This is a genomic window from Curtobacterium pusillum, from assembly GCF_007673235.1.
GTDB classification, from domain to species: Bacteria; Actinomycetota; Actinomycetes; order Actinomycetales; family Microbacteriaceae; genus Curtobacterium; species Curtobacterium pusillum_C.
The window spans coordinates 720,573-746,495 of record NZ_VDZH01000001.1 but is presented as its reverse complement, the minus strand read 5'-3'; the positions used below and the strand labels follow the sequence as shown (position 1 = coordinate 746,495).

Annotated in this window: 27 protein-coding genes and 2 tRNA genes; 14 read left to right on the top strand and 15 right to left on the bottom strand. The window is 71.6% G+C overall.

The window, feature by feature from the left end; translation table 11 throughout:
• Nucleotides 1-41 precede the first annotated feature (41 nt).
• From FS532_RS03495 to FS532_RS03480, 4 genes are all read left to right on the top strand, one after another.
• Complete coding sequence (locus FS532_RS03495) at nucleotides 42-980, top strand: ATP-binding cassette domain-containing protein (protein ID WP_144750313.1); 939 nt, start codon at nucleotides 42-44, stop codon at nucleotides 978-980.
• Nucleotides 977-1,987: a D-isomer specific 2-hydroxyacid dehydrogenase family protein gene (locus FS532_RS03490; protein WP_144750311.1), complete on the top strand. Its 1,011-nt coding sequence runs from the start codon at nucleotides 977-979 to the stop codon at nucleotides 1,985-1,987. Before FS532_RS03495 ends, FS532_RS03490 begins: the two co-directional genes overlap by 4 nt.
• 128 nt (nucleotides 1,988-2,115) lie before the next feature.
• A tRNA-Asn gene (locus FS532_RS03485) sits at nucleotides 2,116-2,188 on the top strand.
• A 185-nt stretch (nucleotides 2,189-2,373) separates the two neighbouring features.
• The gene (locus tag FS532_RS03480; protein WP_144750309.1) at nucleotides 2,374-2,862 is read left to right on the top strand and encodes a hypothetical protein; all 489 of its coding nucleotides are present in this window, start codon (nucleotides 2,374-2,376) and stop codon (nucleotides 2,860-2,862) included.
• 50 nt (nucleotides 2,863-2,912) lie between these two features.
• Here the strand turns inward: FS532_RS03480 and def are convergent, their stop codons facing one another.
• Nucleotides 2,913-3,488 (bottom strand): peptide deformylase, encoded by a 576-nt coding sequence (def, locus tag FS532_RS03475; RefSeq protein ID WP_144750307.1) that lies wholly within the window; start codon nucleotides 3,486-3,488, stop codon nucleotides 2,913-2,915.
• A 39-nt stretch (nucleotides 3,489-3,527) separates the two neighbouring features.
• On the opposite strand from def, the gene FS532_RS03470 reads away from it, so the two are divergent.
• The 6 genes from FS532_RS03470 (at nucleotide 3,528) to FS532_RS03445 (ending at nucleotide 8,447) form a co-directional block, all read left to right on the top strand.
• On the top strand, nucleotides 3,528-4,439 hold the full coding sequence (locus tag FS532_RS03470; RefSeq protein WP_186321891.1) for a multidrug DMT transporter permease: 912 nt from the start codon (nucleotides 3,528-3,530) through the stop codon (nucleotides 4,437-4,439).
• 124 nt (nucleotides 4,440-4,563) lie between these two features.
• A complete protein-coding gene (locus FS532_RS03465) occupies nucleotides 4,564-5,775 on the top strand; it encodes a glycosyltransferase (protein WP_144750305.1) in 1,212 nt (403 codons plus the stop codon).
• A 13-nt stretch (nucleotides 5,776-5,788) separates the two neighbouring features.
• A tRNA-Ile gene (locus tag FS532_RS03460) sits at nucleotides 5,789-5,863 on the top strand.
• A gap of 61 nt (nucleotides 5,864-5,924) precedes the next feature.
• Nucleotides 5,925-6,998, top strand: a complete 1,074-nt coding sequence (locus FS532_RS03455) for an AI-2E family transporter (protein WP_260852535.1) — start codon at nucleotides 5,925-5,927, stop codon at nucleotides 6,996-6,998.
• Complete coding sequence (locus FS532_RS18580; RefSeq protein ID WP_186321890.1) at nucleotides 6,995-7,798, top strand: DUF1684 domain-containing protein; 804 nt, start codon at nucleotides 6,995-6,997, stop codon at nucleotides 7,796-7,798. Before FS532_RS03455 ends, FS532_RS18580 begins: the two co-directional genes overlap by 4 nt.
• A gap of 148 nt (nucleotides 7,799-7,946) precedes the next feature.
• Entirely contained in the window at nucleotides 7,947-8,447 is a 501-nt protein-coding gene (locus FS532_RS03445; protein WP_440130695.1) for a DUF3145 domain-containing protein, read from the top strand.
• Nucleotides 8,448-8,667: 220 nt separating this feature from the next.
• Here FS532_RS03445 and FS532_RS03440 read toward each other — a convergent pair whose 3' ends face one another.
• The 6 genes from FS532_RS03440 to aceE all read right to left on the bottom strand — a co-directional run bounded on the left by FS532_RS03440 (nucleotide 8,668) and on the right by aceE (nucleotide 16,352).
• Entirely contained in the window at nucleotides 8,668-9,912 is a 1,245-nt protein-coding gene (locus FS532_RS03440; RefSeq protein ID WP_079235781.1) for a beta-ketoacyl-[acyl-carrier-protein] synthase family protein, read from the bottom strand.
• A gap of 87 nt (nucleotides 9,913-9,999) precedes the next feature.
• Nucleotides 10,000-10,248, bottom strand: coding sequence for an acyl carrier protein (locus tag FS532_RS03435; RefSeq protein ID WP_058741348.1), 249 nt, complete (start codon nucleotides 10,246-10,248; stop codon nucleotides 10,000-10,002).
• Between the two features lie 88 nt (nucleotides 10,249-10,336).
• Nucleotides 10,337-11,341, bottom strand: a complete 1,005-nt coding sequence (locus FS532_RS03430; RefSeq protein WP_144750301.1) for a beta-ketoacyl-ACP synthase III — start codon at nucleotides 11,339-11,341, stop codon at nucleotides 10,337-10,339.
• A complete protein-coding gene (locus FS532_RS03425) occupies nucleotides 11,338-12,279 on the bottom strand; it encodes an ACP S-malonyltransferase (protein WP_144750299.1) in 942 nt (313 codons plus the stop codon). Before FS532_RS03425 ends, FS532_RS03430 begins: the two co-directional genes overlap by 4 nt.
• A gap of 91 nt (nucleotides 12,280-12,370) precedes the next feature.
• Nucleotides 12,371-13,600: a PucR family transcriptional regulator gene (locus FS532_RS03420; protein WP_079235784.1), complete on the bottom strand. Its 1,230-nt coding sequence runs from the start codon at nucleotides 13,598-13,600 to the stop codon at nucleotides 12,371-12,373.
• A gap of 7 nt (nucleotides 13,601-13,607) precedes the next feature.
• A complete protein-coding gene (gene aceE / locus FS532_RS03415; RefSeq protein WP_144750297.1) occupies nucleotides 13,608-16,352 on the bottom strand; it encodes a pyruvate dehydrogenase (acetyl-transferring), homodimeric type in 2,745 nt (914 codons plus the stop codon).
• Nucleotides 16,353-16,598: 246 nt separating this feature from the next.
• Here aceE and FS532_RS03410 point away from each other — a divergent pair, with 246 nt between their 5' ends.
• Nucleotides 16,599-17,087 carry a peroxiredoxin gene (locus FS532_RS03410; protein WP_144750295.1) on the top strand — a complete coding sequence of 163 codons (489 nt, stop codon included), beginning with the start codon at nucleotides 16,599-16,601 and terminating at the stop codon, nucleotides 17,085-17,087.
• A 52-nt stretch (nucleotides 17,088-17,139) separates the two neighbouring features.
• Nucleotides 17,140-18,066: an alpha/beta fold hydrolase gene (locus FS532_RS03405; protein ID WP_144750293.1), complete on the top strand. Its 927-nt coding sequence runs from the start codon at nucleotides 17,140-17,142 to the stop codon at nucleotides 18,064-18,066.
• 6 nt (nucleotides 18,067-18,072) lie between these two features.
• Here FS532_RS03405 and FS532_RS03400 read toward each other — a convergent pair whose 3' ends face one another.
• The 8 genes from FS532_RS03400 to FS532_RS03365 form a co-directional block, all read right to left on the bottom strand.
• Nucleotides 18,073-19,659, bottom strand: coding sequence for an alpha/beta fold hydrolase (locus tag FS532_RS03400; RefSeq protein WP_144750291.1), 1,587 nt, complete (start codon nucleotides 19,657-19,659; stop codon nucleotides 18,073-18,075).
• Nucleotides 19,656-20,630, bottom strand: a complete 975-nt coding sequence (locus tag FS532_RS03395) for an amino acid--[acyl-carrier-protein] ligase (protein WP_222121927.1) — start codon at nucleotides 20,628-20,630, stop codon at nucleotides 19,656-19,658. Before FS532_RS03395 ends, FS532_RS03400 begins: the two co-directional genes overlap by 4 nt.
• The gene (locus tag FS532_RS03390; RefSeq protein ID WP_222121926.1) at nucleotides 20,627-21,835 is read right to left on the bottom strand and encodes an acyl-CoA dehydrogenase family protein; all 1,209 of its coding nucleotides are present in this window, start codon (nucleotides 21,833-21,835) and stop codon (nucleotides 20,627-20,629) included. The genes FS532_RS03395 and FS532_RS03390 overlap by 4 nt, the downstream gene beginning before the upstream one ends.
• Nucleotides 21,832-22,119, bottom strand: coding sequence for an acyl carrier protein (locus tag FS532_RS03385; protein WP_144750289.1), 288 nt, complete (start codon nucleotides 22,117-22,119; stop codon nucleotides 21,832-21,834). The genes FS532_RS03390 and FS532_RS03385 overlap by 4 nt, the downstream gene beginning before the upstream one ends.
• Before the next feature lie 277 nt (nucleotides 22,120-22,396).
• Nucleotides 22,397-22,774: a holo-ACP synthase gene (locus tag FS532_RS03380; protein WP_144750287.1), complete on the bottom strand. Its 378-nt coding sequence runs from the start codon at nucleotides 22,772-22,774 to the stop codon at nucleotides 22,397-22,399.
• A gap of 31 nt (nucleotides 22,775-22,805) precedes the next feature.
• The gene (locus FS532_RS03375) at nucleotides 22,806-23,369 is read right to left on the bottom strand and encodes a hypothetical protein (protein ID WP_144750285.1); all 564 of its coding nucleotides are present in this window, start codon (nucleotides 23,367-23,369) and stop codon (nucleotides 22,806-22,808) included.
• Nucleotides 23,363-24,343 carry an aldo/keto reductase gene (locus FS532_RS03370; RefSeq protein WP_144750283.1) on the bottom strand — a complete coding sequence of 327 codons (981 nt, stop codon included), beginning with the start codon at nucleotides 24,341-24,343 and terminating at the stop codon, nucleotides 23,363-23,365. Before FS532_RS03370 ends, FS532_RS03375 begins: the two co-directional genes overlap by 7 nt.
• A gap of 36 nt (nucleotides 24,344-24,379) precedes the next feature.
• Entirely contained in the window at nucleotides 24,380-24,907 is a 528-nt protein-coding gene (locus FS532_RS03365) for a hypothetical protein (RefSeq protein WP_144750281.1), read from the bottom strand.
• Between the two features lie 97 nt (nucleotides 24,908-25,004).
• On the opposite strand from FS532_RS03365, the gene FS532_RS03360 reads away from it, so the two are divergent.
• Both FS532_RS03360 and FS532_RS03355 read left to right on the top strand, forming a co-directional pair.
• The gene (locus tag FS532_RS03360; protein ID WP_144750279.1) at nucleotides 25,005-25,394 is read left to right on the top strand and encodes a tautomerase family protein; all 390 of its coding nucleotides are present in this window, start codon (nucleotides 25,005-25,007) and stop codon (nucleotides 25,392-25,394) included.
• Nucleotides 25,395-25,415: 21 nt separating this feature from the next.
• Nucleotides 25,416-25,907 carry an AAA family ATPase gene (locus FS532_RS03355; RefSeq protein WP_186321889.1) on the top strand — a complete coding sequence of 164 codons (492 nt, stop codon included), beginning with the start codon at nucleotides 25,416-25,418 and terminating at the stop codon, nucleotides 25,905-25,907.
• Nucleotides 25,908-25,923 lie beyond the last annotated feature (16 nt).

Sequence of the window (25,923 nt, the reverse complement as noted above, 5' to 3'; positions counted from 1 at the left end):
CGTCGCGAACCGCCGCCAGGGGGCGGCGTGGAAGGGGACCCATGATCGCGGTGAACGGACCGGCGGTCGTCGCAGACGACGTGTCGATCGAGTACCGGAGCGGAAGGGGGACGGACGCGATCCGTGCCGTCGACGGCGTCAGCCTGACGGTCCGCCAGGGGGAGATCCTCGCCGTGCTCGGCGAGTCCGGGTCCGGCAAGTCGACGTTCGCCGCGGCGATCGCGGGGCAGCTCGGCGCCACCGGCGAGGGCGAGGGCGCCCACCGCCGGCACATCGTCGGGGGCGAACTCACCGTGCTCGGGCAGAAGACCCGCGGGCTGCGGACGACCTCGCGGAAGGCCGAGCGGCTCAGCGGACGCATCGGCTACCTGCCGCAGGACGGCGCGGACCGGCTCAGCCCGGACCTGACCGTCGGCGAAGCCATCGCCGAACCGATCTACGTGCGCGACCGGCGGTTCGACCGGAAGGAAGCCGGCCTCATCGTCGCGCGCCTGGTCGACGCCGTGCACCTGCCGCTCGGGGTGATGCGGCTCAACACGTGGGAGCTCTCGAGCGGGCAGCGGCAGCGTGTCGCCCTCGCCCGGGCGCTCGTCCTCGAGCCGCAGCTCCTCGTCGCCGACGAACCCGCGCGCGGCGTGGACGTCCTCGTGCGCCAGTCGGTGCTCGAGGCGCTCGCGACCCTGCAGCGGAACCGGCAGTTCTCGGCGGTCGTCGTGTCGAGCGACCTCCGCGAGGCCCGGGCCCTCGCCGACCGGGTGGCGATCATGGCCGAGAGCCGGCTCGTCGGCCTCGGCACCTTCGACGAGGTCCTCGAGAACCCCGTCGACCCGTACGTCAAGACGCTCGCGTCCACCGCGGCCCGGCCGGTGAAGCGGCGCCCCGCTGCTGCGGCCGTGAACCCGGCCCGACGCTCGTCGGCTCCCCGCCGGCCCGTCTCGGCCGGGACCGGCCCGCGTTCGGAACGGCAGGAGAACGCGTGAGCGCCTCGGACGTTCGCGGGCACCGCGCGGTCGTGACTGACGCGGGCGCTGCGCTGCCGATCGCGCCGCCCGCCGCCGGACCGGTCGCGATCGCGCCGGCCACGTCGTCGGCGTCGCTGCACGAAGCGGCAGTGGCGTCCGCCGGTGGAACGGTCGGCCCGCTCGACACCGACGCCCGCGGGCTCGTGTGGCTCGACCCCCGCGACCCCGCGGGCCTGTCCGATGCGCTGGAGTCCGCTCCCGGTGTCGGCTGGGTCCAGCTGCCGTTCGCCGGCGTCGACGCGTTCGCCGAGCTGATCCAGTCCCACGGTGACCGGGTGCTCTTCACCTCCGCGAAGGGCGCGTACGCCGAGCCGGTCGCCGAGCACGCCCTCGCGCTGACCCTTGGGACGCTCCGGGTGCTGCAGAAGCGGGCCCGTGCACGCTCATGGGCGACCGAGCCCGAGGGCGTCTCGCTGTACGGCCGGAACGTCGTCGTGATCGGTGCCGGCGGGATCGCGCAGGAGTACATCCGGTTGCTCGCGCCGTTCGAGGTCTCGGTGACCGTCGTGCGGCGCTCGTCGTCGCCCGTCGACGGGGCTTCGCGCACGGTGACCACCGACCAGCTCGACGAGGTCCTGCCCGATGCCGACGTCGTGATGATCGCCGCCGCCATGACCTCCGGCACGGCGAAGCTGTTCGGCGCCCGGCAGTTCTCGATCATGAAGCCGTCCGCACGACTGGTGAACATCGCCCGCGGGGGACTCGTCGACACCGACGCCCTGGTGGACGCGCTGCGTGACGGCTCGATCGCCGCTGCGGGGCTCGACGTGACCGATCCCGAGCCGCTGCCCGACGGTCACCCGCTGTGGGACGAGCCGGGCGCGATCATCACGCCGCACCAGGCCGACACGCCGGAGATGGTGGCGCCGTTGCTCGCCGAGCGGGTGCGGCTGAACACGGCGGCGTTCCTCGGTGGGTCCGGCACGGGGTTCGCGGGGGTCGTCGACCCGGTGGCGGGGTACTGAGCACGGTCGCGCGGCGCACCGGTCCCGCGGGCGGCACGCCCGGGATGCGTGCCGGATGCGCGGGGTGGCTCCGGGTTGCTGCTATGCTGTTACCCGTTGTTCGCACGACATTCGCCAGCGGACAGTGATCCTCGATAGCTCAATTGGCAGAGCAGCCGGCTGTTAACCGGCAGGTTGTTGGTTCGAGTCCAACTCGGGGAGCAGACAGGCCCTCACCTTCGGGTGGGGGCCTTTTGCGTGCGCAGGTGCGAGCGCGCGCGGTGGGCCGAGTCTCGCGCTGGGCGACACTTCTCGGGTTCCGGGGCGCGAGAAGTGTCGCTGGGGCCGAGTCTCGGGCGAGCCGGACTCGCAGCGGACGCTTGGGCGGAAGCTGTTAGCGTTCACAGGTGATCACCGTGCGCCGAGCCCTCGCCGTGGGCGTCGTCGTCGCCGCGGCGATCGGCCTCGTGGGCTGCACGACCGGAGCAGAGTCCGAGCCGGAGGACTCCCTCGACACCGGTGCGACCTCCGGGGTCTCGGCCTCGGGGACGTCGCCGATCGTGTTCGCGTTCGTGTGCGCGGACGGCTCGTCCGAGCGCACCGAGACCTACACGACGTACTCGGCGGTGTGGGAGGACGACCGCACCGACTGCACGGCCGAGCGGATCACCGGGACGGAGATGTCCTCGCAGCAGCGGGCCGCCGTGCAGGCGACCGACGGTGGGGCGACCCTCGAGGAGCTCGCGTCCGGGTGCGCCGTGCGGGGGAGCGGCCCGTGGGTCGATGCGGTGACCTCGTCGGCCCGGGCGCACGTCGCCGCCGGTCTGCTCGAGTACTGCCCGGGCCATCCGGAGACCGACCACCTGCGCGACGCACTCGCTGCCTGGCGGAGCTGACCCGCGCCTCCAGGCTGGGTCCGGGCGACAGCCTGCGGTGTCCTGCGGCGTCAGCCCTCGGGGTGGTCGCGACCCGGCAACCAGGACTTGCCCGGCCCGCCCCAGCTGTTCTTGCGGATCGCCTTGGCGACCTGCTTGCCGTAGGGGTGCACGAGCCGGTCGGCGTAGAGGTACCCGTCGAGGTGGTCGTACTCGTGCTGGAAGATGCGGGCGAGCCAGCCGTGCGCCTCGACCTCGAAGGGGTCACCCTGCTCGTCGACCGCGCGGAGCAGGGCTGCTCCGGACCGGCGGAGCGGGAAGCGCTCACCCGGCACGGAGAGGCAGCCCTCGGACTCGTCGTCCTCGTCGAGCTCCTCCACAGCCTCGGGGACGGCGGGGGTCGTCCACAGGACGGGGTTCACGGCGACACCGCGGTGCAGGACCTCGTCATCATCGGTCCATGAGTACACGAAGAGCCGCTTGCCGACGCCGACCTGGGGTCCGGCGAGCCCGACGCCCGGCGCCAGGTCCATGGTCTCGAACATGTCGGCGACGAGGGAACGGAGGTCGTCATCGAACTCGGTGACCTCGGCTGCACGCTCGTGCAGGACGGGTTCGCCGGTGATGCGGATCGGGAGAACGGCCATTCACCCAGGTTATCCGGCGGGGGACGGTAGCCTCGACGCGTGACGACGGACCTCCAGCTGCCGGACGCGGTGAACCTCACGCCGTTCCAGGCGCTCATGATCCCCGTCGCGCTCATCGGGGCGGTGTTCCTGTCCCTCGGCGCGCAGTTCCAGAGCCGTGGCGTGCAGCGGGTCGAGGCACGTCTCGGTCGGCAGTCGAAGGGCCTCAGCGTCCGGCACGTGGTCGGGCTGGTGTCAAGCGGCTACTGGGTGCTCGGCACGCTCATGCTCGGCATCGCCGTCGTCCTGCAGCTCGTGAGCATCACCTACGCACCGCTGATCGTCGTGCAGCCGCTCGGCGCGGTCGCCCTGGTCATCACGACGTGGTTCTCCTCGCGGTCGTCCGGCGTCCCGCTCGGGCGGCGTGCCCGCCGGGCGGTGTGGACCTGCATCATCGGTGTCGCGATCTTCGTGGGCATCGCGGCGTTCGTCGGCCACGAGAGCGCCATCACGCGGCAGCAGCTCGTCACGGTGCTGGTGATCCTGGCGGTCGTGCTCGTCCTCGTGCTGGTGTCGTTCCGGGTCGTGGCGAAGCACAAGAGCGCGCTCTACTACATCGTCGGCGCGGGCATCCTCTACGGCTTCGTGGCGACGCTGGCGAAGGTCACGCTGAACCGCTTCGTCAACCACACGTTCGACTGGCTGACGGTCCTCGCGATCGTCGGGGTGATCGTCGCCGCGTCGCTCGGCGGGTACTTCGTGCAGAACGCCTACTCCGCCGGCTCGGCCGACCTGGTGATCGCGGGCCTGACGGTGATCGACCCGATCGTCGCCGTGGGCATCGGCGTGATCGTCCTCGGCGAGGCGGCCGGTGCGCCGTTCATCGCGGTCGCCGGCTTCGTGGTCGCCGCCGCCATCGCCATCACCGGTGTGTTCCTGCTCGCGAAGCACCACCCGCAGACCCGGTCGTAGGCGCCAGAGCACCCGTCATACCTGCGTAGGGTCGTGTCCGCCGCGAGGCGGACGCGCTCCGTCGGGCCCCTGCGGTACCGTCGGAGACCGACCAGCAATCGCCCACGAGAGGACGACGCCCGCCGTGTCAGAGGACGCCACCACCGCCACCGCCGAGCCGACGGGTGCGACGGGGGGTCGACGACCGCTGCGTGTCCTGATCGCCGCGGACACCTTCCCGCCGGACGTCAACGGCGCCGCCACCTTCGCCGAGCAACTCGCCGTCGGCCTCGCCGAGCGCGGGCACGAGGTCCACGTCGTCGCCCCCGCGTCGAGCCGCCACTACGGCACCTTCGACGAGGAGCACCGCGGCGTCACGCTCGTGGTGCACCGCCTGAAGTCGTACAAGTGGCCGCTGCACGCCTGGCTGCGCTTCGTCTGGCCGTGGAGCGTCCGCAAGTGGACGGCGCCGATCCTGGACGCCGTCAAGCCGGACGTCCTCCACATCCAGTCGCACGTGGTGATCGGCCGCGGCATCGTGCACGAGGCGCACGACCGCGGTATCCGGGTGGTCGCGACGAACCACTTCATGCCGGAGAACCTGCTCGAGTACACGCCCTTCGGCAAGCGGACCCTGCCGATCGCGCTGAAGATCGCCTGGAACGACGCCGCGAAGACCTACCGGCTGGCCGACACGATCACGACGCCGACGAACCTCGCGGCGGACTACCTCCGTCGGGCCATCGCCGGGCAGCGCGTCCTCGCGATCTCGTGCGGGATCGACGCCACCCGGTACGTGGCGCGCGAGGGCCGCCCGGCGCAGAACGACATCGTCTTCGTCGGCCGGGTCGCTCCGGAGAAGAACCTCGACGTCCTCGTCCGTGCCCTCGCCGCGCTGCCGGCCGAGCTCGAGGCGACGCTCACCATCGTCGGCGACGGCGAGATGATCCCGAAGCTCAAGGCACAGGCGAAGGAGCTCGGGCTGGAGGACCGCATCCGGTTCCTCGGCTTCGTCTCCGACGAGGCGAAGCGGCAGGCGCTCACGAACGCCACGGTGTTCGCGATGCCGTCGACGGCCGAACTGCAGAGCATCTCGTCGCTCGAGGGCATGGCCTCCGGGCTCCCCGTCGTCGCGGCGGACTCGATGGCACTGCCGCACCTCATCGACGGCAACGGGTACCTGTTCATCCCGGGTGACGAGCAGGACCTCGCGGCGAAGCTGACGGCGGTGCTCACCGCGTCGGACGAGGACTACGTGGCCATGCGGGAGCGCAGCCTGGCGATGATCGAGGCACACGACATCAACCGCACGCTCTCGACGTTCGAGTCGCTGTATCGTGGGGAGCCGGTGGCCTGACGGTCCCCGGCGAGGGGCGGTAGCCAAGCTGGTCAAGGCAGTCGGCTCATAACCGAACGATTCGCGGGTTCAAGTCCCGCCCGCCCTACGTGCACCTGCCGAGAAAGCGCGACACACCGCAGCAAGAGGACCACAGCCCGACGCCCAACGTGACGTTCGAGGTGACCCGTGGTGGCACCGGCGTGCGCGTCAACGCGTTCCGGATCGGCTTCATGGGCGCGATCGGTGTGCTCGTCGCACTCGTCGCGGGCTCGATCGTGCACCAGCTGTCCACGGTCCTCGTCTACATCGGCGTCGCCCTGTTCCTGGCGCTCGGCATCGACCCGCTGGTCTCGTTCCTCGAGCGCTTCGTCCCACGCTGGGTCGCCATCACGGTGGTCGTGGTCGGGGTCCTCGCGGCGTTCGCGGGCGTGGTGTTCGCGGTCGTCCCGATCCTGGTGCAGCAGGCCACGAACCTGATCCAGAACTTCCCGGACATCGTCAAGGACATCTCGAACCAGGAGTGGGTCCAGAACCTCTCCGACCAGTTCTCGGGGTCGTTCGACATCGACCACGCGCTGCAGTCGGTGCAGTCCTTCGTCGAGAACCCGGGCAACCTGCTGAGCCTGGGCGGCGGGATCCTGGCGGTCGGCAGCGGCATCCTGTCCGGGCTGACCGGTGCCGTGATCGTCATCATCCTGATGCTCTACTTCCTCGCGTCGATGCGCGGGATGAAGTCGATGACCTACCGGTTCGTCCCGGCGTCGCGTCGGCAGAACTTCATCGACGTCAGCGAGCAGATCACCCAGGCCGTCGGTCGCTACGTGGTCGGCCAGATCTCGCAGGCGCTCATCAACGGCATCCTGAGCCTGGTGTTCCTGCTCATCATCGGTGCCCCGCTGCCCGTGCTGCTCGCGTCGTTCGCGTTCCTCGGCTCGCTCATCCCGCTCGTCGGCACCCTGGCCGCCGCGATCGTCATCTCGCTGCTGTGCCTGTTCGCCTCGCCCGCGACCGCCCTCGCCGCGGCGATCTACTACCTCGTGTACATGCAGGTGGAGGCCTACGTGATCTCCCCGCGCATCATGTCCCGCGCGGTCCAGGTCCCCGGCGCCCTCGTCGTGATCGCCGCCGTCGCGGGTGGCACGATCGGCGGGGTGCTCGGCGCACTCGTCGCCCTGCCCGTGGCCGCGTCGGTGATCATCATCGTCCAGAAGGTCATCTACCCGCGGCAAGAGCAGTCGTGACCGACCACGACGACCACGTCGCCGGCCGTGCGCGCTGGGCGACGAGTCCTCGTGGCCCGTTGGCGCTCGTGAACGCCCAGCACGTCGACCACGTCCAGCCGGTGTGGCCCGTCCCCGGCACGTGGGCCCCGGCTGCCGGCGGTCTGACCGTCACGGCCGCGGCCGAGGACGGCGTGGTCGTCGACGGTGTCCCGGTGGACGGCGAGGTCCTGGTCGCCGGCGACCAGGCCGTGGTCCCGTCCACGGTCGCGTTCCCCGACGGCTTCGCAGGAACGGTGTCCGGCGGCATGCTCCGCGTCTGGGACCCGGCATCCGAGGCGATCACCCGCTTCGCGGCGATCGCGCGCTTCGACCGGTCCGACGCCTGGGTCACGTCCGGCAGGTACAAGCCGGTGGATGGCCTGGAGGCGCGTGGGAGCGTCCTCGACGCCGCCGGCGATCCGCTCGAGGTCGCCGGACACATCGAGACGGCCTTCGGCAGCACGGCCGTCCGGCTCGTCGCGGTCCGCTCGGCACCGTTCCAGGGGTCGGCGCGGCTGCAGCTCATCGTGCAGGACGCCACCAGCGCCCTGCCCGAGGACAACCCGGGCAGCACCTACTCCATGGGGCGCTTCCTGTACCTCGACGACCTCGGCGCCGCCGCCGAGGTCGTACTCGACTGGAACCTGCTCGTCCTGCCGCCGTGCGCGTTCTCGTACCAGTTCGCCTGCCCGATCCCACCGGAGGAGAACCGCATCCCGGTGGCGATCACCGCGGGAGAGCGGCACCCGGTCGACACCACCGGACACGTCTTCCACTGACTCCCGACGCGGTGTCTGGCGTTCCCAGCGCCCAGGCTGCATAATGGGCGTGTCCGCAAGGACATCACAATCGGATATCGATGGTTCCGAACGAACACTCCGAAGTACAGGTCGATGGGGAAGTCGCACCTGACGAATCGGAGGAATCGTGAACGGAACGACCACCGGGGTGCTCTACGTGCACTCCTCACCACGCGCGCTCTGCCCGCACGTCGAATGGGCGGCAGGTCGTGCCATGACCCGTGCCGTGAACTTCTCGTGGCTCGACCAGCCGGCGCAGGACGGCGCCCGACGCACCGAGTTCACCTGGACCGGCGCGGTCGGCACCGGTGCCGCGATCGCTTCTGCCCTCCGCGGCTGGGAGCACCTCCGCTACGAGGTCACCGAGGAACCGACCTCGGAGTCAGACGGCGGCCGCTGGATGCACACGCCGGACCTCGGCGTCTTCTACGCGCAGACGGACGTCACGGGGAACATGGTCGTCCCCGAGGACCGCGTCCGCTACGCGATGGAGGTCGCCGGCAGCAACGCCCTCGAGCTGCACCGCGAGCTCCGTCTGGCGCTCGGTCAGGCGTGGGACGACGAACTCGAGCCCTTCCGGCACGCGGCCGAGGGCAACCCCGTCGTCTGGCTCCACCGCGTCGGCTGAGCCCGCACCAATTCCTCCGTTCCGTCCTTCCTCCGTCCCGTCCTCCGGTTCCACCAAAGCGACAGTTCCCCGCCGATGTTCGGCGGGGAACTGTCGCTTTCGCGGAGAAGACGGCGGCACTCGGCGGCAGTGCGTCGCTTTCGCGCCGGAACCGGTCACGGAACCAGCCGAGGCCCGCCCCGACGACGCGGGACGGGCCTCCAGGCCGGGGTGGACCGGATCAGGCGGTGCGGAACGCGACCACCGCGTTGTGCCCACCGAAGCCGAACGAGTTGCTCACCGCGAGCAGGTCGCCCTGCGGCAGCTCACGCGGCGCCGTGGCGACGTCCATCACGATCTCCGGGTCCTGCTCGGTGAGGTTGATCGTCGGGGGCGCGACGCGGTTGTGCAGCGCCAGCACCGTGAAGGCAGCCTCGATCGCACCGGCACCACCGAGGAGGTGACCGGTCGACGCCTTGGTGGCCGACACGACGATCTGGTCGAGGTGGTCACCGAAGACCCGGCGCATCGCGTGGTACTCGGCGATGTCGCCCACCGGGGTCGAGGTGGCGTGCGCGTTGACGTGCACGACGTCCTCGCGCGCGGCACCGGCGTGCTCGAGCGCCTGCAGGACGGCGCGGGCGGCTGCGCTGCCCTCGGGGTCCGGCGCGGTGATGTGGAAGGCGTCCGAGGTGATGCCGGCGCCGGCGACCTCGGCGTAGATCTTGGCGCCGCGGGCCTCGGCGTGCTCCTTCGACTCGAGGATGAGCGCCGCAGCGCCGTCACCGAGCACGAAGCCGTCGCGCGTGACGTCGTACGGACGCGACGCGGTCTCGGGGGAGTCGTTGCGACGCGAGAGCGCCTGCATGGCCGCGAACGCCGCGAGGGGCAGCGGGTGCAGGGCGGCCTCGGCACCACCGGTGATGACGATGTCGGCGTCGCCGCTCGCGACGTGGCGGTAGGCCTCGGCGAGGGACTCGGTGGACGACGCGCACGCGGACAGGTAGGTGCGGGCGCCACCGCGGGCACCGAACTCCATCTCGATGGCGGCGGCCGGACCGTTCGCCATGAGCATCGGCACCGTCATCGGCATGACGCGGCGCGGGCCCTTCTCGCGCAGGGTGTCCCAGGCGTCGAGGAGCGTGTTCACGCCGCCGATGCCGGTCGCCCAGTCGACGATGAGGCGCTCGGGGACGACGGACTCGTCGTCGATGCCGGCGTCGGCCCAGGCCTCGCGCGCGGCGACGAGCGACAGCTGCGACGACGGGTCGAGGCGCTTCGTCTCCGGGCGGGTGAGCTGGTCCGTGAGGAACCGGCGCGCCTGGCCGGCGAACTCGACGGGGAGTTCGAGCTCGGCGTAGCGCGGGTCCTCGATGCGGGTGATGCCGGACTTGCCGGCGAGCAGCGCCTCCCACGTCTCCGGGGCGGTCGCGGCGAGGGGCGTGATGGCACCGATCCCGGTGACGACGACGGTCTTGTTGGTCATGGAACGACGTGTTCTTTCGTGTGGATGGAACGAGATGAGCGCCGCGGCCGTCGGTTCGCCGGGGCCGCGGCGCTCAGGAAGTTCGCGTCAGGCCTGCGCCTTGACGATGAAGTCGACAGCGTCGCCGACGGTCTTGAGGTTCTTGACCTCTTCGTCGGGGATCTTGACGTCGAACTTCTCTTCGGCGTTGACGACGATGGTCATCATCGAGATGGAGTCGATGTCGAGGTCGTCGGTGAACGACTTGTCGGCTGCGACGGTGTCGGTCGCGATGCCGGTCTCGTCGTTGATCAGCTCGGCCAGGCCGGCGAGGACTTCTTCGTTGGACAGGGCCATGGGGATTCTCCTTGAGGGGGGTGTCGTTTGACCGTGGACCAGCCTAGGGCACGAGCGGCGCGCGCGCCCGGAGGCTCGTCGGGATGGACTAGGGGAGGACGACGACCTGGGCGCCGAAGACCAGACCGGCGCCGAAGCCGATCTGCAGGGCGAGGCCGCCGGAGAGCTCGGGGTTCTCCTCGAGCAGGCGGTGCGTGGCGAGCGGGATGCTCGCCGCGGAGGTGTTGCCGGTGGTGGTGATGTCGCGTGCGATCACGACGGACTCCGGCAGGCCGAGCTGCTTGGCGAACTCGTCGATGATGCGGATGTTCGCCTGGTGCGGGACGAAGGCGGCGAGGTCCTCCGGCCGGACGCCGGCGGTCTCGAGGGCTTCGCGGGCGACCTTGACCATCTCCCACACGGCCCAGCGGAAGACCGTCTGGCCCGCCTGGCGCATGGTCGGACGGGGTGCGCCAGCCTCCCACTCCTTGTAGGTCGCCGTCATGCCGATGGCGTCCCACTTCGAGCCGTCGGATCCCCAGATGGTCGGGGCGATACCGGGGAAGTCGCTCGGGCCGATCACGGCAGCACCCGCTCCGTCGCCGAGCAGGAAGGAGATCGAGCGGTCGGTCGGGTCGACGACGTCGCTGAGCTTCTCCGCCCCGACGACGAGCACGTGGTCGGCGAGACCGGACTTGATGAACGAGTCGGCCTGGGCGATCCCGTAGGCGTACCCGGCGCAGGCGGCGCTGATGTCGTACGCGGCCGCCGGGGTCGCGCCGATGCGCTCGGCGAGCAGCGACGCCATGGACGGCGTCGCGACCGTGTGGGTCACGGTGCTGACCAGGACGACGCCGATCTGCGACGGCTCGATGCCGGCCTTCGCGATCGCCTCGCGCGCAGCGGTCTCGGCGAGGTCGACCGCCTCGACGTCCTGTCCGGCACGCTTGCGCGTGACGATGCCGGTGCGCTGGCGGATCCACTCGTCGGACGAGTCGATCGGGCCGACGAGGTCGTCGTTCGGCACCTCGTTCTCGCCGCGGGCAGCGCCGAAGGCGAGGATGCGGGTGAACTCGTGGCCGCGTCGCTGGGCGAGCGTGGGACGGTCGGTCATGCGGTGGCGTCTGCTTCCTGGCCCGCGCTCTGCAGCAGGTCGATCGCTGCGGGCAGGTCGTCGGGGGTCTTGATGGCGACGGTCGGCGTGCCGCGGAGTCCGCGCTTCGCCAGGCCGACGAGGGCACCGGCCGGTGCGAGTTCGATGATCCCGGTCACACCGGCACCGGCGAAGGACTCCATCACGGCGTCCCAGTGCACGGGGTTCGCGATCTGGTTGACCATGAGGTCGACGAAGCGGCGACCGTCGTCGATGCGGGAGCCGTCGGCGTTCGTCCAGATCGGGAGGGTCGGGTCCTGCACGGTCGCAGCGGCGGCGACCGGGGCGACACGCTCGACGGCGGACGCCATGTACCGGGTGTGGAACGCCCCGGCGACGGCGAGGGGGATCACGCGGGCCTTGGCCGGCGGCTCCGCGGCGAGGGCCGCGATGCCGTCGGCCGAGCCGGCGACGACGGTCTGTCCGCCGCCGTTGTGGTTGGCGGGCACGAGGCCGTGCTGCTCGAGTGCCGCGGCGACCGACTCGGCGTCCCCACCGAGGACCGCGGCCATCGAGGTCGGCTCGAGCGCGGCGGCGTCCGCCATCGCACGGCCCCGCTCGGCGACCAGCGCGACGGCGTCCGTCGGCTCGAGGATCCCGGCCACCCCGGCGGCGGTGAACTCACCGACCGAGTGACCGGCGACCCCACCCACCAGGGCACGGCGGCCGTCGGCGAGCAGCGCGTCGGCGGTCACGAGGCCGGCGGCGACGATGAGGGGCTGCGCGAGCGCGGTGTCCTTGATCGTGTCCGCGTCGGACTCGGTGCCGTGCTTCGCGAGGTCGACGCCGATGGCCTCCGACCACGCCCCCACACGGTCACGAACGGCGGCGTCCTCGAGCCAGGGGGCGAGGAAGCCGGGGGTCTGGGAGCCCTGTCCGGGCGCGACGACGACGATCACCGGACAATCCTGCCTGTCGACCCGTGTTGGCCCCGTGTGGACTTCCCACAGTGATGTTGATTCGACATTGTGCATTTCCTAGCGGCGGCGCTCACCGGCGGTGCGGGATGCGACGCCGCCCGGCGGTCGACTCGGACATCGCACCGAGGATGAGTGCCGACTGCACGATCAGGGCGTCCCGCGCGTGCGTGGCGTCCCACCCGATGATGTCCGCCACGCGACGGAGCCGGTAGCGCACCGTGTTCGGGTGCACGAAGAGCTCGCGGGCGGTCGCCTCGAGCGAACGCCCGGTGTCGAGGTAGCACCAGAGCGTCTGCAGGAGCTCGGTCGACTGGTCCTTGAGCGGCACGTAGATCCGCTGCACGAGGGCCGACCGGGCGAGGGGGTCGCCGGCGAGGGCCCGCTCGGGGAGCAGGTCGTCGGCGAGTGCCGGACGGGGTGCACCACGCCACGCCCGTGCGACCGCGAACCCGGCGAGGGCTCCCTTCGCACTGGTCGAGGCGTCGACCACGCCGGGGACCTCGTTGCCGAGCACCAGGTGGCCCTCGCCGAACGAGGGCTCCAGGGCTTGCGCGATCGCGGTGAACGAGACGGGTTCCTCGCCCTCGGGGACGTCGTCCCGCGGGGTGGCCCGACCGATGACCACGACGAGCCGCGAACCCTGCACGCCGATGAGCACGTCGGCGTCCATGTGGCGGGCGGTCCGGCGGATCTGGTCCACCTCGAGCTGCTTCGGGGCGTTGCCGACCAGGACCGCGACCTCGCCGTGGCCGTGCCACCCGAGGGCGGCGATGCGGGACGGCAGCTCGTCGTCGTACTCGCCGGAGAGGATCGAGTCGACCACGAGGGCTTCGAGTCGGGCGTCCCACAGCCCGCGGGCCTCGGCCGCGCGGGCGTACACGTCGGCCGCTGCGAAGGCGATGTCCCGCGAGTACTTGAGGATCGCCTCCTGCAGCATCTCGTCGTCCTTGGCGCGCTCTTCGACGACCGTGACGACCACGCGGATGAGCTGGAGCGTCTGCTGCAGGCTCACCGATCGCAGGAGTTCGCGGGGCGCGGACCCGAACACGTCGGCGGCCGCGATCCACGGGGTGGACGCGGTGCCCTCGAGCCAGCTGATGAAGGACGTGATGCCGGCCTGCGCCACGAGCCCCACGGCGGAGCGGCGACCCGGGGGCATCTCGCTGTACCACGGGAGGGTGTCCTCGAGCCGCTTGATGGTGGCGGTCGAGAGTTCGCCCGACACCTGCCGGAGCCAGGAGAGCGCCCGTTCACGGTCGTTCTCCCGGCCCACGGCAGGGTCGGTGCGGGGTGTCGTCACCGGGTGATCAGCTCTCGCCGCCGGCGCTGCCCGTGGTGCCGGCGGTCACGTCGTGCAGGCGGTACTTGTCGATCGCCTGCTGGACGAGTGCGCCGTCGACCTTGCCCTGGCGGGCGAGCTGCTGCAGCGTCCGCACGACGACCGAGGGACCGTCGATGTGGAAGAAGCGGCGAGCGGCCGGACGGGTGTCCGAGAAGCCGAAGCCGTCGGCGCCGAGGGTGGCGTAGTCGGTCGGCACGAACGGCCGGATCTGCTCCTGCACGGCGTGCATGAAGTCGCTGACCGCGACGACCGGGCCCTCCGTCGCGAGCAGGCGCTCGGTGACGTACGGCGTGCGCGGGGCCTCGTTCGGGTTGAGGAACGCGTGCTGCTCCGCGTCCAGACCGTCGCGGTACAGCTCACCCCAGCTCGTGACGCTCCAGACGTCGGCCGACACGCCCCAGTCCTCGGCGAGGAGCTGCTGCGCCTCGAGGATCCACGGCACGGCGACACCCGACGCGAGCAGCTGGGCCTTGGGGCCGTCGTGCTCGCTCGGCTTGAGCAGGTACATGCCCTTGACGATGCCGTCCACGTCGATGCCCTCGGGCTCCGCCGGCTGGACGATCGGCTCGTTGTAGACCGTCAGGTAGTACATGACGTTCGGGTCGGCGTGCTTCGCGCTGCCGTCCTCGTTCGTGCCGTACATCCGGTCGAGGCCGGCCTGGACGATGTGCCCGATCTCGTAGCCGTACGCGGGGTCGTAGGACACCACGGCCGGGTTCGTCGTCGCGAGGAGCAGCGAGTGGCCGTCGGCGTGCTGCAGGCCCTCGCCCGTGAGCGTCGTGCGACCGGCGGTGGCGCCGATCATGAAGCCACGGGTCATCTGGTCACCGGCGGCCCAGATGGCGTCGCCGGTGCGCTGGAACCCGAACATCGAGTAGAAGACGTAGACCGGGATGAGCGGCTCGCCCTGCGTCGAGTAGGAGGTACCGACCGCGGTGAACGCCGCGAGGGCGCCCGCCTCGTTGATGCCGACGTGGATGATCTGGCCCTGCGGGCTCTCCTTGTAGGCCAGGAGGAGCTCACGGTCGACCGACGTGTAGTGCTGGCCGTTCGGGTTGTAGATCTTCGCCGTCGGGAAGTACGCGTCCATCCCGAACGTGCGTGCCTCGTCCGGGATGATCGGCACCACGCGGTCGCCGAAGTCGGGGGAGCGCAGCAGGTCCTTCAGCAGTCGGGCGAACGCCATGGTGGTGGCGATCTCCTGCTTGCCGGAGCCCTTCTTGACGACCTGGTACTTCGCGTCCTCGGGGAGGGTGATCGACGTGTACTTGGTCCGGCGTTCCGGCACGTAGCCACCGAGTTCACGGCGACGCTCGTGCATGTACTGGATCGCCTCGTCGTCGTTGCCCGGGTGGTAGTACGGCGGCGTGTACGGGTTCTCCTCGAGCTGCGCGTCGGAGATCGGGATGCGCATCTCGTCGCGGAACTGCTTGAGGTTGTCGAGCGTGAGCTTCTTCATCTGGTGGGTCGCGTTGCGACCCTCGAAGCTCGGGCCCAGGCCGTAGCCCTTGACCGTCTTCGCGAGGATGACCGTCGGCTGGCCCTTGTGCTCGGTCGCGGCCTTGAACGCGGCGTAGACCTTGCGGTAGTCGTGGCCACCGCGCTTGAGGTTCCAGATCTGGTCGTCGGTGTAGTCCTTGACGAGCTCGAGCGCCTTCGGGTCGCGCCCGAAGAAGTTCTCGCGGACGTACGCGCCGTTCTCGGCCTTGTACGTCTGGTAGTCGCCGTCCGGCGTCTGGTTCATCAGGTTGAGGAGCGCGCCCTCGGTGTCGCGGGCGAGCAGGTCGTCCCACTCGCGGCCCCAGACCACCTTGATGACGTTCCAGCCCGCGCCGCGGAAGAACGCCTCGAGCTCCTGGATGATCTTGCCGTTGCCGCGGACCGGGCCGTCGAGCCGCTGCAGGTTGCAGTTGATCACGAAGTTCAGGTTGTCCAGACCGTCGTTCGCGGCGACCTGGAGCTGACCGCGCGACTCGACCTCGTCCATCTCGCCGTCGCCGAGGAACGCCCAGACCTGCTGGTCGGAGGCGTCCTTGATGCCGCGGTTGGAGAGGTACTTGGCCTGCTGTGCCTGGTAGATCGCGTTGATCGGACCGATGCCCATCGACACGGTCGGGAACTGCCAGAAGTGCGGCATGAGGCGCGGGTGCGGGTACGACGAGAGGCCGCCGCCGGCGTGGGACTTCTCCTGCCGGAAGCCGTCGAGCTGGTCCTCGCTGAGCCGGCCCTCCATGTAGGCGCGGGCGTACATGCCGGGGGAGGCGTGGCCCTGGAAGAAGACCTGGTCGCCGCCGGACGCGTGGTCCTGCGCGCGGAAGAAGTGGTTGTAGCCGACCTCGTACATGGCGGCGCTCGACGCGTACGTCGAGATGTGGCCGCCCACGGCGATGCCCGGACGCTGTGCGCGGTGCACGGTGATCGCGGCGTTCCACCGGATCCACCGGCGGTAGCGGCGCTCGAGCTCCTCGTCGCCCGGGAACTCGGGCTCGTTCTCCGGCGCGATGGTGTTCACGTAGTCCGTGGTCGGGACCATCGGCACACCGAGGTGCAGTTCCTTGGACCGCTTGAGCAGGCTCAGCATGATCTCGCGGCCACGCTGGTGGCCGTGGGTCTGCACCAGGCCGTCGAGGGACTCACGCCACTCGGCGGTCTCCTCCGGGTCCTGGTCGCTGCTGCCGTGGCTGTACGGGTCCTGGTCGTTCACCGTCACCCTTGACCTCGTTCGTTCTCGTGGTGGTGGACATAGGTGGTCCACCGATCGATCGGGTCGCGACCGGCGGTGGGAACCGCAGTCCACTCTAGGCCCCACCACCGACGAGTCACCTGACGGAGCGCAACGTGACCGGTGCTTGCATTCACGACGCGTCGGCGTACGATTGCCGATCGTGCACACGCGACCCGTGCGTGCGCGAGGACACCGGGCACACCCCACGCCCGAGGAAGAAGCAACGCACTGATGGCACTGGAGATCGGCTCACTCGCGCCGGACTTCGAACTCCCGAACCAGTTCGGTGAGCACGTCCGCCTCAGCGACTTCCGCGGTTCCCGCCCGGTCGCCCTCGTCTTCTTCCCGCTCGCGTTCTCGTCCACGTGCACGAACGAGCTCTGCGCCCTGCAGGACAACATCGCGATGTTCCAGGACCAGCGGGTCGAGCTCATCGGTATCTCGGTCGACTCGAAGGCGACGCTGCGGTCGTTCGCCGAGTCCAACGGCTACGACTTCGAACTGCTCGCCGACTTCTGGCCGCACGGTGCCGTGTCCAAGGAGTACGGCGTGTTCCTCGAGAAGAAGGGCTTCGCCACGCGCGCGACCTTCGTGATCGACGTGCAGGGCCGTATCAAGGCGTCGATCATCTCCGAGCCGGGCGTCGCCCGGGACGTCACGGAGTACAGGGCTGCCCTCGACCGGCTCGCCGCCTGCACCGCACCAGTCCCCGTCGGCTAGCGTTCCGAATCCCTCCGGCAGACGCTGACGCGTCGGACGGACTGGAGGCACGGTGCACGCCATCGGCACGGGATCGCGCGAGCGCGTGGTCGCCGTCGACCCCTACGCACCCTTCCCGGTGTCCGCGGACCCCGGCAGGTGGTCCCTCGCCCGGACGGTCGTGCCGACCGGCGTCGGTCCCGTCGTCGTCCACCACCGGGTCGGCTCCGACCCGATGCTGCTCCTGCACGGCGTCGCGGGGTCGTGGTCGACGTGGACGCCGTTGCTGCAGGCCGCCGGGGGTGTCCCGGGGCGCGGCCTCGTGCTGGTCGACCTGCCCGGCTGGGGATCGTCGCCGGCGCCCGCTGCGCCGCTCGGCATCGACGAGGCGGTCGACGTGCTGACCGCGGTGCTCGATGCCCTCGGGATCGACGCCGTCGACGTCGTGGGGCACTCGATGGGTGCGTTCGTCGCGATGCACCTCGCCGTGCGCGCTCGCGGACGCGTCCGCTCGGTCGCGCTCGTCTCGGGCACGACGGTGGCCACCGCCGCTGCGGCCCGGCACCCCTGGCGCGGCGTCCTCCGGCTGCCCGCGTTCGCCCTGCTCCGGGCCGGGCTCGCCGTGACGCGGGAGACGGCTCGGCCGGTGCTCCGCGGGCTCGCGCGGGTGGGGCTGCTCCCGCTCCTGGCCGCGCCGGTGTTCACCCACGTGCGGCACTTGGACCGGAGCGTGCTCGACGCCTTCGTCGACGAGCTCCGCCCGACGGCGTTCCTCGGTGCCGCACGGTCAGCGGCCACCTACGACCTCGACCGCTGGCGCGCGGTCACCTGCCCGGTGACGGCCGTCGCCGGACGGGACGACGTGTTCGCCCGGGTGTCGGACCTCGACGCCCTGGGTGCGCTCCTGCCGCAGGTACGGACCGTGCTGCTCGACGACTGCGGGCACTTCGCGCACGTCGAACACCCCGACGCCGTCGCACGGGTGCTCGGCATCGCCTGACCTCGGTCAGGCGTGCACGGGGAACGCCGCGGCGACGCGCGAGCGCACCTCGGCGAGGGTCGCCTCGCGCATCACGGGGGAGAACATGGCGTGGTCGCCGTCCGCGACCCGGACCACCTGCAGTCGGCCGGATCGTCCCTCGCCGGACCACCGGCGTTCGGCACGACGACCGCCGAGGCGGTCGAACAGCTCGGCGTCCTCGGGTGCGGCGATGACGACGACGTCGGTGCCGTGCTCGACGAGCGGCCGCAGGTGCCCGATGACCCCGCCGTGGCTCCCGCGTCGGGCCACGCGCTCGCGCACCGGTTCCGGGACGAGCGCGTTCCACCAGCCGCGGACCCGCAGGCGGAGCGGTGACGGACGGGCGACCGTGCGGAAGGACTCCGCGTAGGTGCCGGGCTGGGCGGTGTTCCGGCGGTAGTCGTTCGGGCTGATCTCCACGACGAGCCGCGGCGGGTCCTCGGTGTCCCGGCCGGCGAGCCAGGCGCCGGCGCACATCCCGACGAGCACGAGTTGCTCGGCCGGGGTCGCCAGCGCGTCGAGGACGGCGGACTGATCGTCGAGCCACTCCTGCGTGTAGAACAGCGCGCGTTCGTCCGCGGCCACGGCGGAGCTCTCGCCGGTGCCACGACGGTCAACCCGGACGACCCGGGCGCCGTCGCGCGCGAGACCCCGGGCGAGCTGGACCTGGAAGTCCGCGACGCCGACCCGGTGTTCGGCGCCGCCGTTGTGCAGCACCACGACGGGCGCGTGCTCGGCCTGGCCGGAGCCGACCGTCTCGATCGCGAAGAGGTCGTCCGGGCCGAAGCGCACGATCCGTTCGGACACGCGGGTGTCGACGTCGAGGACCTCGTGCAGGGGCGGTGGCGCGACGGGGCGTGCTGTGGTCGGGGCCCAGGCGTCGACCCACGCGACGACCGCCTCGACCGCGGACCCCGGGATGACCGCGACGAGGCTCGAGCCGTCGAGGAGCTCGGCGCTCCCGGTCACCTCGGTCGTGTCGACCGCGCCGAGCCCGCGCGGCGGACGACTGCCGGGGCGCACGAGCGCCACCGTGGGGTCCTGTCGGGCTGCGAACGTCAGGCGTGCGAGCTCGTCCGCCTCGGCGGGGTCCACGTCGATGCCGATCAGGCTCTCGACGCCGTCGACCACCCGGTCCGGACCGATCGTCATGGCAGCGAGGGCACGCTGCCCGCGCAGCCACGCACGGCCGGAGGCCGGGGCGTCCCAGACGACGAGACCGTCGCCGTCCGCTGCCGCCGCGGCAGCGACGAGCGCCGCCGACGCGAGCCCGACGAACGTCACGTGCTCGACGCCGGCGGACCGCAGCAGCGCTGCGGCGTGCTCAGCCGACCTGACCTGCGCGTCCGGACGCGTGTCGGGCGCGGCGTCTCCACGTCCGGACGGGTCGTAGCGCACCGAGGCCACGCCACGCGCCTCCAGGCCGTCCGCCAGCAGGCGCAGCGTGCGGTACGCGATGATGCCCTCCTGCCCGAGCGGTGGGCAGATCACGACGCCCGCGCGCGCCGCGCGCGGCAGCTGCACCGCCACGCGGAGGGCGGGCGATCCCGACCAGCCGTGGTGCGTGCTCACAGCGCGAGGGCCGTGCGGACCTCCGTCGGCCACGTGTCGGGGTCGGTGCCGTGCGCGGCGAAGAGGGCGATCGTGATCCGCTCCAGGCCGAAGGCGAGGCAGGCGCTGTGTGCGACCGCGCCGTCCGCGGTCCGGATGCCGAACGACGTGCCGAAGTGGTCCTCGTGCAGGTTCGCCGAGCTGATCGCCGTCGGCTCGTGGTCGGGGCCGTACACCGGGGTGACGAACTCGAACTTGAGGGACTGCTCGACCTGGTTGCGCGCGAGCATCTGCCCGACGCGACCGAAGAAGGGGTCGTTCGCGGGGACGACGTCGATCGCGAGCCCGAACGACTCGAGCAGCGCGCGCATCATCGGGATCCGGCCGTCACGGTGTGCCTCGGCGGACGCCGGGGTGCCGATGTGCACGAACTCGTGCATGTGGAAGGCCTGCAGGCGCATCGGGTCGAGCGACGGCTCGCGACGGAAGGAGTCGCCGACGATGTCGAAGGAGCGGCCCTCCTGCGGGACGGTGTCGCCGACGAGTCCGTAGACCGGGTGGCAGACGGCCGGGGTGAGCATCAGGTCGGCCGGCTGCAGGAAGGACTCCCAGCGTTCGCCGCGCTCCCGGGCTGCCAGGAGTGCGCGGTGGGTGCGGTCGTCGCCGGTGAACCCGGAGATCGACGCGGCGAGGTCCGGGAAGGACGCGATGTAGTCGGTGCGTTCGAACGCGGCGAGGGGCTCGACCGGCGGGAAGCGGAGGACCTCGGCGTCGAGGTCGTGCTGGCTCCGGACGGCGGCGGCGTCGACGGCCGTGTACACGCGCTCGAAGACGCCGGTCCGCCCGTAGAGGCCGGGGGAACCGAGGTCGATGAGGACGCCGTCGGCGAGCAGTCGTGCGCGCAGGGCGGCCCGAGCGGCGTCGAGGGCAGCGGCGGAGTCGGCGACGGCGGTGTCGGCGGGGGCGGTCGTGGGGTGTTCGGTGATGGTCACAGGATTGCTCCGGTCATGAGTGCCAGTCCGGCGTCGTTCTGGAGGAGACGGTCGTTGCTCACCATGACGGCGGCCCCGTGGGCGTCTCGGAGGTGCCGGGCCACGCTGAGCGGTCCGGTGGCGGCGAAGCCGGCGATGCCGACGATCCGCATCGCCTTGGTGACGAGGTCGGTGACCCGTTCGGAGGCACCGATCTTGAGTGCGTTGGCCGCGAGGGCGAAGCTGCTCGACTCGAGGACCGCGCCGTCGTCGGCGACGGCGTCGAACCGGGCCGCAGCGTGACGGACCGTGTCCGCGAGCGCCTGCAGGTCGACGAGGAGCTCGGCGAGCCGGAGCGCGCCGGGCGGCGTCTGCCCGACCGCGGCACGTGCCTGCTTCCGGACCGCACGACGTCCACGGTCGGCGGCGTCGGCGGCGATGCCGAGCCACACCGACGCCCAGAGCACGTGCGAGACCGGCAGGACCGTGCGGGCCGAGATCGTGGCGTAGTCGTCGCGGAGAACGTTGTCCTCGTGGGTCTCGGCGTCGAGCGTCCAGCCGTTGCTGCACGTGCCGCGGAGCCCGAGGGTGTCCCACGTCGAGGTCTGCGTCAGCGTGGTCTCCGATGGCAGGCAGATCACGAGTCGCTGGTCGGAGGCCGCGGCGTCGACGCTCCGACGAGCGGTGACGAAGACGGCGTCGGCCTCGGTCGCGTACGAGATCACGGGCGCGTCCTTGCGGAGCCGGATCCGTCCTGCTGCGTCCGGCTCGATCGCGCAGGTGCTCCGTCGGGCGTCGCCGCCGATGCCGCGCTCGGTGGTGGACGAGGCGACGAGCGCTCCGGCCCGCACCGCCTCGATCATCGCCGTGACACCGCACGACGCACCGCCGTGCCGCCACAGCGCCATCACCTGGCCCTGGTGCATCGCGAAGACCATCGCCGTGGCGGCGCAGGACCGCCCGAGTTCGGTCGCGATGACGGACAGCTCGGCGAGGGTCGCGCCCTCGCCCCCGAGCTCGGTCGGGACCGCGGCGGCGAGGAGCCCGTGCTCCTTCATGGCGGCGATCGCCTCGCGCGGGGGACGAGCGTCGCGGTCGACCTCGTCGGCGAAGCGCGCGGCGATGTCCGCCACGAGTGCGGTGCGAGCAGCGAAACGGTCCTTCGCCGGCTCCGGCGCGGTCGGAGCGGTCCGCGGTTCGCGGCGTTCGAGGACCGGCGCGATCACTGCGCCAGCTCCGCGGCAGCCACGATCGACTCCACGGTCGCGAACGTCGAGCGGTTCAGCACCGAGTCCGGGAACTCCACGTCGAGGTCGTTCTCCACCGCGAGCATGACGTTCACGGTCGCGTGCGAGGTCAGCCCGAGCGCGTAGAGGTCGGCGATCGAGGCCACGTCCATGGCGTCGACGGTGAGGCGCCCGTGGTCAGCGAGTGCGCGTCGGACGGCCTGTTCGGTCGTCGGGTCGGCGAGTGCGACGGGGGTCGCGGAGGTGGTCGGGTCCTGGTCCATGTCCGCAACCATAAGGAGGACGGTGGCCCGGAAAACCGCTGTGCGGGTGCGCGAAACCGCACGCACCGTCGTGGGGCTGTGTGGGCGTACAGGCGGGGTGCCGTCTCGCGCGTAGGTGGCCGTTCCGCGCGTAGGGAGCAGTTCCTTCTTGCTCACTACGCGCGATTCGGCATCCCAGGTCGCGCGCGATGGGAAGGAACGCGCGTTCCCGCCGGCCTGGAGGCGCGGGGCGGCCCCGCACCGTGCCTCCCGTCCGCCCCGGGGCGGCCCCAGGGCGTCAGGAGGCGGTGAGGGCGACCGCCGTCGCGAGGGCGAGCCCGCGCTCGTGGGAGAGCGAGATCGCGATGGTGTCGCAGCCGATCCGGTTCGCGAGCTCCGCGGCGCGTCCGGTGAGCTCGACCACGGGGGCGCCGACGGTGTCGTGCACGATCGCGACGTCGGTCAGGGGGACGGCGTCGGTGGCCGCGGGCCGGAGGAGCTTCAGCACCGCCTCCTTGCCGGCGAACCGCGCGGCGAGGCGCTCGGGGTCGTCGCCGGCGTCGGCACGCTCGCGGGCGGTGAACACGCGGGACAGGTAGCGCTCGCCGTGCGCGGTGATCCCGGCGATGACGTCCTCCACGGCGGCGAGGTCGGTCCCGGTCCGGATGGTGGTCACGGCAGCAGGCTACGCGACGGTGCGGCGGACCTCAGCGGTACTGCGGGGGCCAGTCGAAGGCTGCGGGCCGACGCGGGACCTCGCCGATAGTGGTCACGTCGAGCACGATCTCACGTCGGTTCGCCAGGTCGATCGAGCGCGGGTCGCCGAGGTACCGGCGGCCGTCGACCCACACCGTCAGTTCACCGCGGAGACCGCCGACGTGCCAGGCGGTCAGCGGGACGCCCCACTCGTCGAAGAACTGTCCGAGCGTGAACGACTCCCGGGTCGGCGACTCGACGTGCAGGATGCCCGAGGTGTCGTGCGTGTGGAGCTGCGCCGCGAACCGTTCCCGGTCCGAGTGCCCGATGTTCGCCGGCACGGTGACGCGCTCGTCTCCGTCCAGGATCGTCAGGTGGGTGTGGACGTGCTCGGCGAGCCGCTCGCCCCACACGTTCCGGAGCCCTGCTGCGTCGGCGCGCTCGGACAGGTCGGTCGGTGCCGGCCACGGGGGTGCGGACGCGGTCGTCCCGCCTGACGGGCTCGTCCCGCCGACGAGCAGCGCGAGGACGGTGAGCACCGTCAGCGCCAGCCCGACGACCGCCGGCTTCACCACTTGTCGTGCACGCTGGCGCGGAACCACTCGTCGTAGAGCTCGCGCACCGTCTCGTCGAGCCCCGGGACCTCGGGCAGGTCACCGGCGCCGGCGTTCGAGCGCGCCTGCGACGGGTTGCGGGCTCCCGGGATCGCGGCGGTCACACCGTCCTGCGCGATGATCCACGCGAGCGCGGCCTGCGGCACCGAGACACCCTCGGGCAGGGCCGCCGCGAACGCCTGGGCGGCGCGGACGCCGTCCTCGAAGTCGACGCCGCTGAACGTCTCGCCCTGGTCGAAGGCCTCGCCGTGCCGGTTGTAGTTGCGGTGGTCGACCTCGGCGAACGAGGTCTCCGCCGTGTACTTGCCGGACAGCAGCCCCGAGGCCAACGGGACGCGCGCGAGGATGCCGACCCGTGCCTCCAGGGCGGCCGGCAGCACGCGGTCCAGCGGCTTGAGACGGAACGCGTTGAGGATGATCTGGACCGTCGCGACGCCCGGGCGGGCGATCGCGGCGAGCGCCTGGTCGGCGGTCTCGACGCTGACGCCGTAGGCGGCGACGGAGCCGTCGGCGACCAGTGCGTCGAGGGCGTCGTGGACCGCGTCGTCCTCGACGACCGCGGTCGGTGGGCAGTGCAGCTGGACGAGGTCGAGGGTGTCCTGCCCGAGGTTCCGGCGGGAGCGGTCGACCCACTCGCGGAAGTTGGCGGCGACGTAGTTCGCAGGGACCTGCTCGGCTCGCCGACCCATCTTCGTCGTGATCGTCAGCGGGACGTCGGGGTTCGCCGTCCGCCAGGCGCCGATCAGCTGTTCGCTGCGGCCGTCTCCGTAGACGTCGGCGGTGTCGAAGAGGGTCACGCCGGACTCGACGGACGCGTCCATGACGGCGTTCGCGTCGGCGTCGGAGACGGGACCCCAGTCGCCGCCGAACTGCCAGGTGCCGAGGCCGACGACGGACACGGGGCGGCCGGTACGGCCGAGGGTGCGACTCTGCATGACGGTGAGCGTAGTCACCCGGTGCTCGGGCGACGGTCAGTTCGCGGTCGCGACGCCGTTCCGCAGCAGGGCCTTCGCGGCGCGGGCGCGCGGGATGACCCATGCGGCGCTCCAGAGGCCGAGTCCGATCCACAGCGCGATCAACATCGTGGTGATCAGGGGGCCGTGCTGGTCGCGCATCGACCAGGTCATCGCGATCCACAGTGTGCTGAGGACGATCTTCCCCCAGCCGGCGGCCTCGCGTTCGGCCTGCGCCTGGACGAGCGGGATCCACTCCGTCGCGGGGACGCCGGCCGGCACCTGCCCGTCGACGATCCAGTTCCGGACGACCACCGAGCGCGCGTACCCGCCCTCGGCCCGCCACTCGCGGAGCTGCAGGACCACGGCGATCGCGATGCCGGCGACCGCTGCGGGGATGGCGATCGAGACCACGACCGCGGTGCTCGAACCCGCCCACGACGAGATGACGAGGGTGGCGAGCACGACGGCGAACGCGGCGCCCGTGACACCGGCGCCGAGCAGCCGCAGCCGGCCGGCTTCGTCGAGGGTTCCGACTCCGTTCACGGGGGTGACGGTACCCGGTGTCGGCGCGGAACTGCTGGCACTCCCGCAGGGCCAGCCGCGCCGCGCTGCGCCGCGCCCGGCCCGCTAGGGTCTCGCTATGGCGCAGGTGATCGTGTACGGACGGCGGACTTCCATCGATGCACGACGCCAGCAGCTGTCCGACGCGATCCACGGCGCGGTCGTGGCGGCCCTCGACTACCCGGCGGAGAAGCGCTTCCACCGGTTCGTCGGGCTCGACCCGGCCGACTTCGTGTACCCGGAGGACCGCGGTGACGACTACACGATCATCGAGGTGTCGATGTTCGAGGGTCGGTCCGCCGACGCGAAGCGGGCGCTCATCCGGCAGCTCTTCGACCGGATCGCGGCCGAGGTGGGCATCGCGCCGCACAGCGTGGAGATCACGATCACCGAGACGCCGAAGGTGAACTGGGGCATCCGCGGGGTGAACGCCGAGGACCTGGCGCTCGGGTACCGGGTCGACGTGTGACGACGACGTAGCGTGAACCCCGTGCTGATCGTGATCCGTGGGAACTCGGGCTCCGGCAAGTCGACCGTCGCAGCCGCGCTGCAGCGTGCGCTGGGTTGGCCCACGGCCGTCCTCGGGCAGGACCACTTCCGGCGGATCGTCTACAAGGAACGCCAGGACGCCGGCGTCGCGGACGGGATGGCGCACGCGGCCCTCCTCGAAGCGGCTGCGCTGCACTGTCTCGCCGCGGGGCACCACGTCGTGCTCGAGGGCATCCTCCGCGCGGACCGGTACGCGGCGATGATCGAGCGGATCGCGGGTGATGCCGACGAGGCACGGTTCTACGCCTTCGACCTGACGTTCGACGAGACCGTGGTCCGGCACGGCAGCCGCCCGCAGGCCGTGGAGTTCACTCCCGAGCAGATGCGGGAGTGGTACCGCGGCTGGGACCCGCTGCCCTTCGTCACGGAGCGACCCCTGCGGCCGGACGAGGGCCTCGACGCGATCGTGGAGCGGGTCCTGCGGGACCGGTGACACGGGCGGCTCGCGG

Excerpts from the sequence above, each read along its gene's own strand:
- FS532_RS03495 (WP_144750313.1), top strand. The coding sequence starts at position 42 with ATGATCGCGGTGAACGGACCGGCGGTCGTCGCAGACGACGTGTCGATC.
- def (WP_144750307.1), bottom strand. The coding sequence starts at position 3,488 with ATGGCCGTTCTCCCGATCCGCATCACCGGCGAACCCGTCCTGCACGAG.
- FS532_RS03440 (WP_079235781.1), bottom strand. The coding sequence starts at position 9,912 with ATGACCAACAAGACCGTCGTCGTCACCGGGATCGGTGCCATCACGCCC.
- FS532_RS03435 (WP_058741348.1), bottom strand. The coding sequence starts at position 10,248 with ATGGCCCTGTCCAACGAAGAAGTCCTCGCCGGCCTGGCCGAGCTGATC.
- FS532_RS03430 (WP_144750301.1), bottom strand. The coding sequence starts at position 11,341 with ATGACCGACCGTCCCACGCTCGCCCAGCGACGCGGCCACGAGTTCACC.
- FS532_RS03410 (WP_144750295.1), top strand. The coding sequence starts at position 16,599 with ATGGCACTGGAGATCGGCTCACTCGCGCCGGACTTCGAACTCCCGAAC.
- FS532_RS03385 (WP_144750289.1), bottom strand. The coding sequence starts at position 22,119 with ATGGACCAGGACCCGACCACCTCCGCGACCCCCGTCGCACTCGCCGAC.
- FS532_RS03370 (WP_144750283.1), bottom strand. The coding sequence starts at position 24,343 with ATGCAGAGTCGCACCCTCGGCCGTACCGGCCGCCCCGTGTCCGTCGTC.
- FS532_RS03360 (WP_144750279.1), top strand. The coding sequence starts at position 25,005 with ATGGCGCAGGTGATCGTGTACGGACGGCGGACTTCCATCGATGCACGA.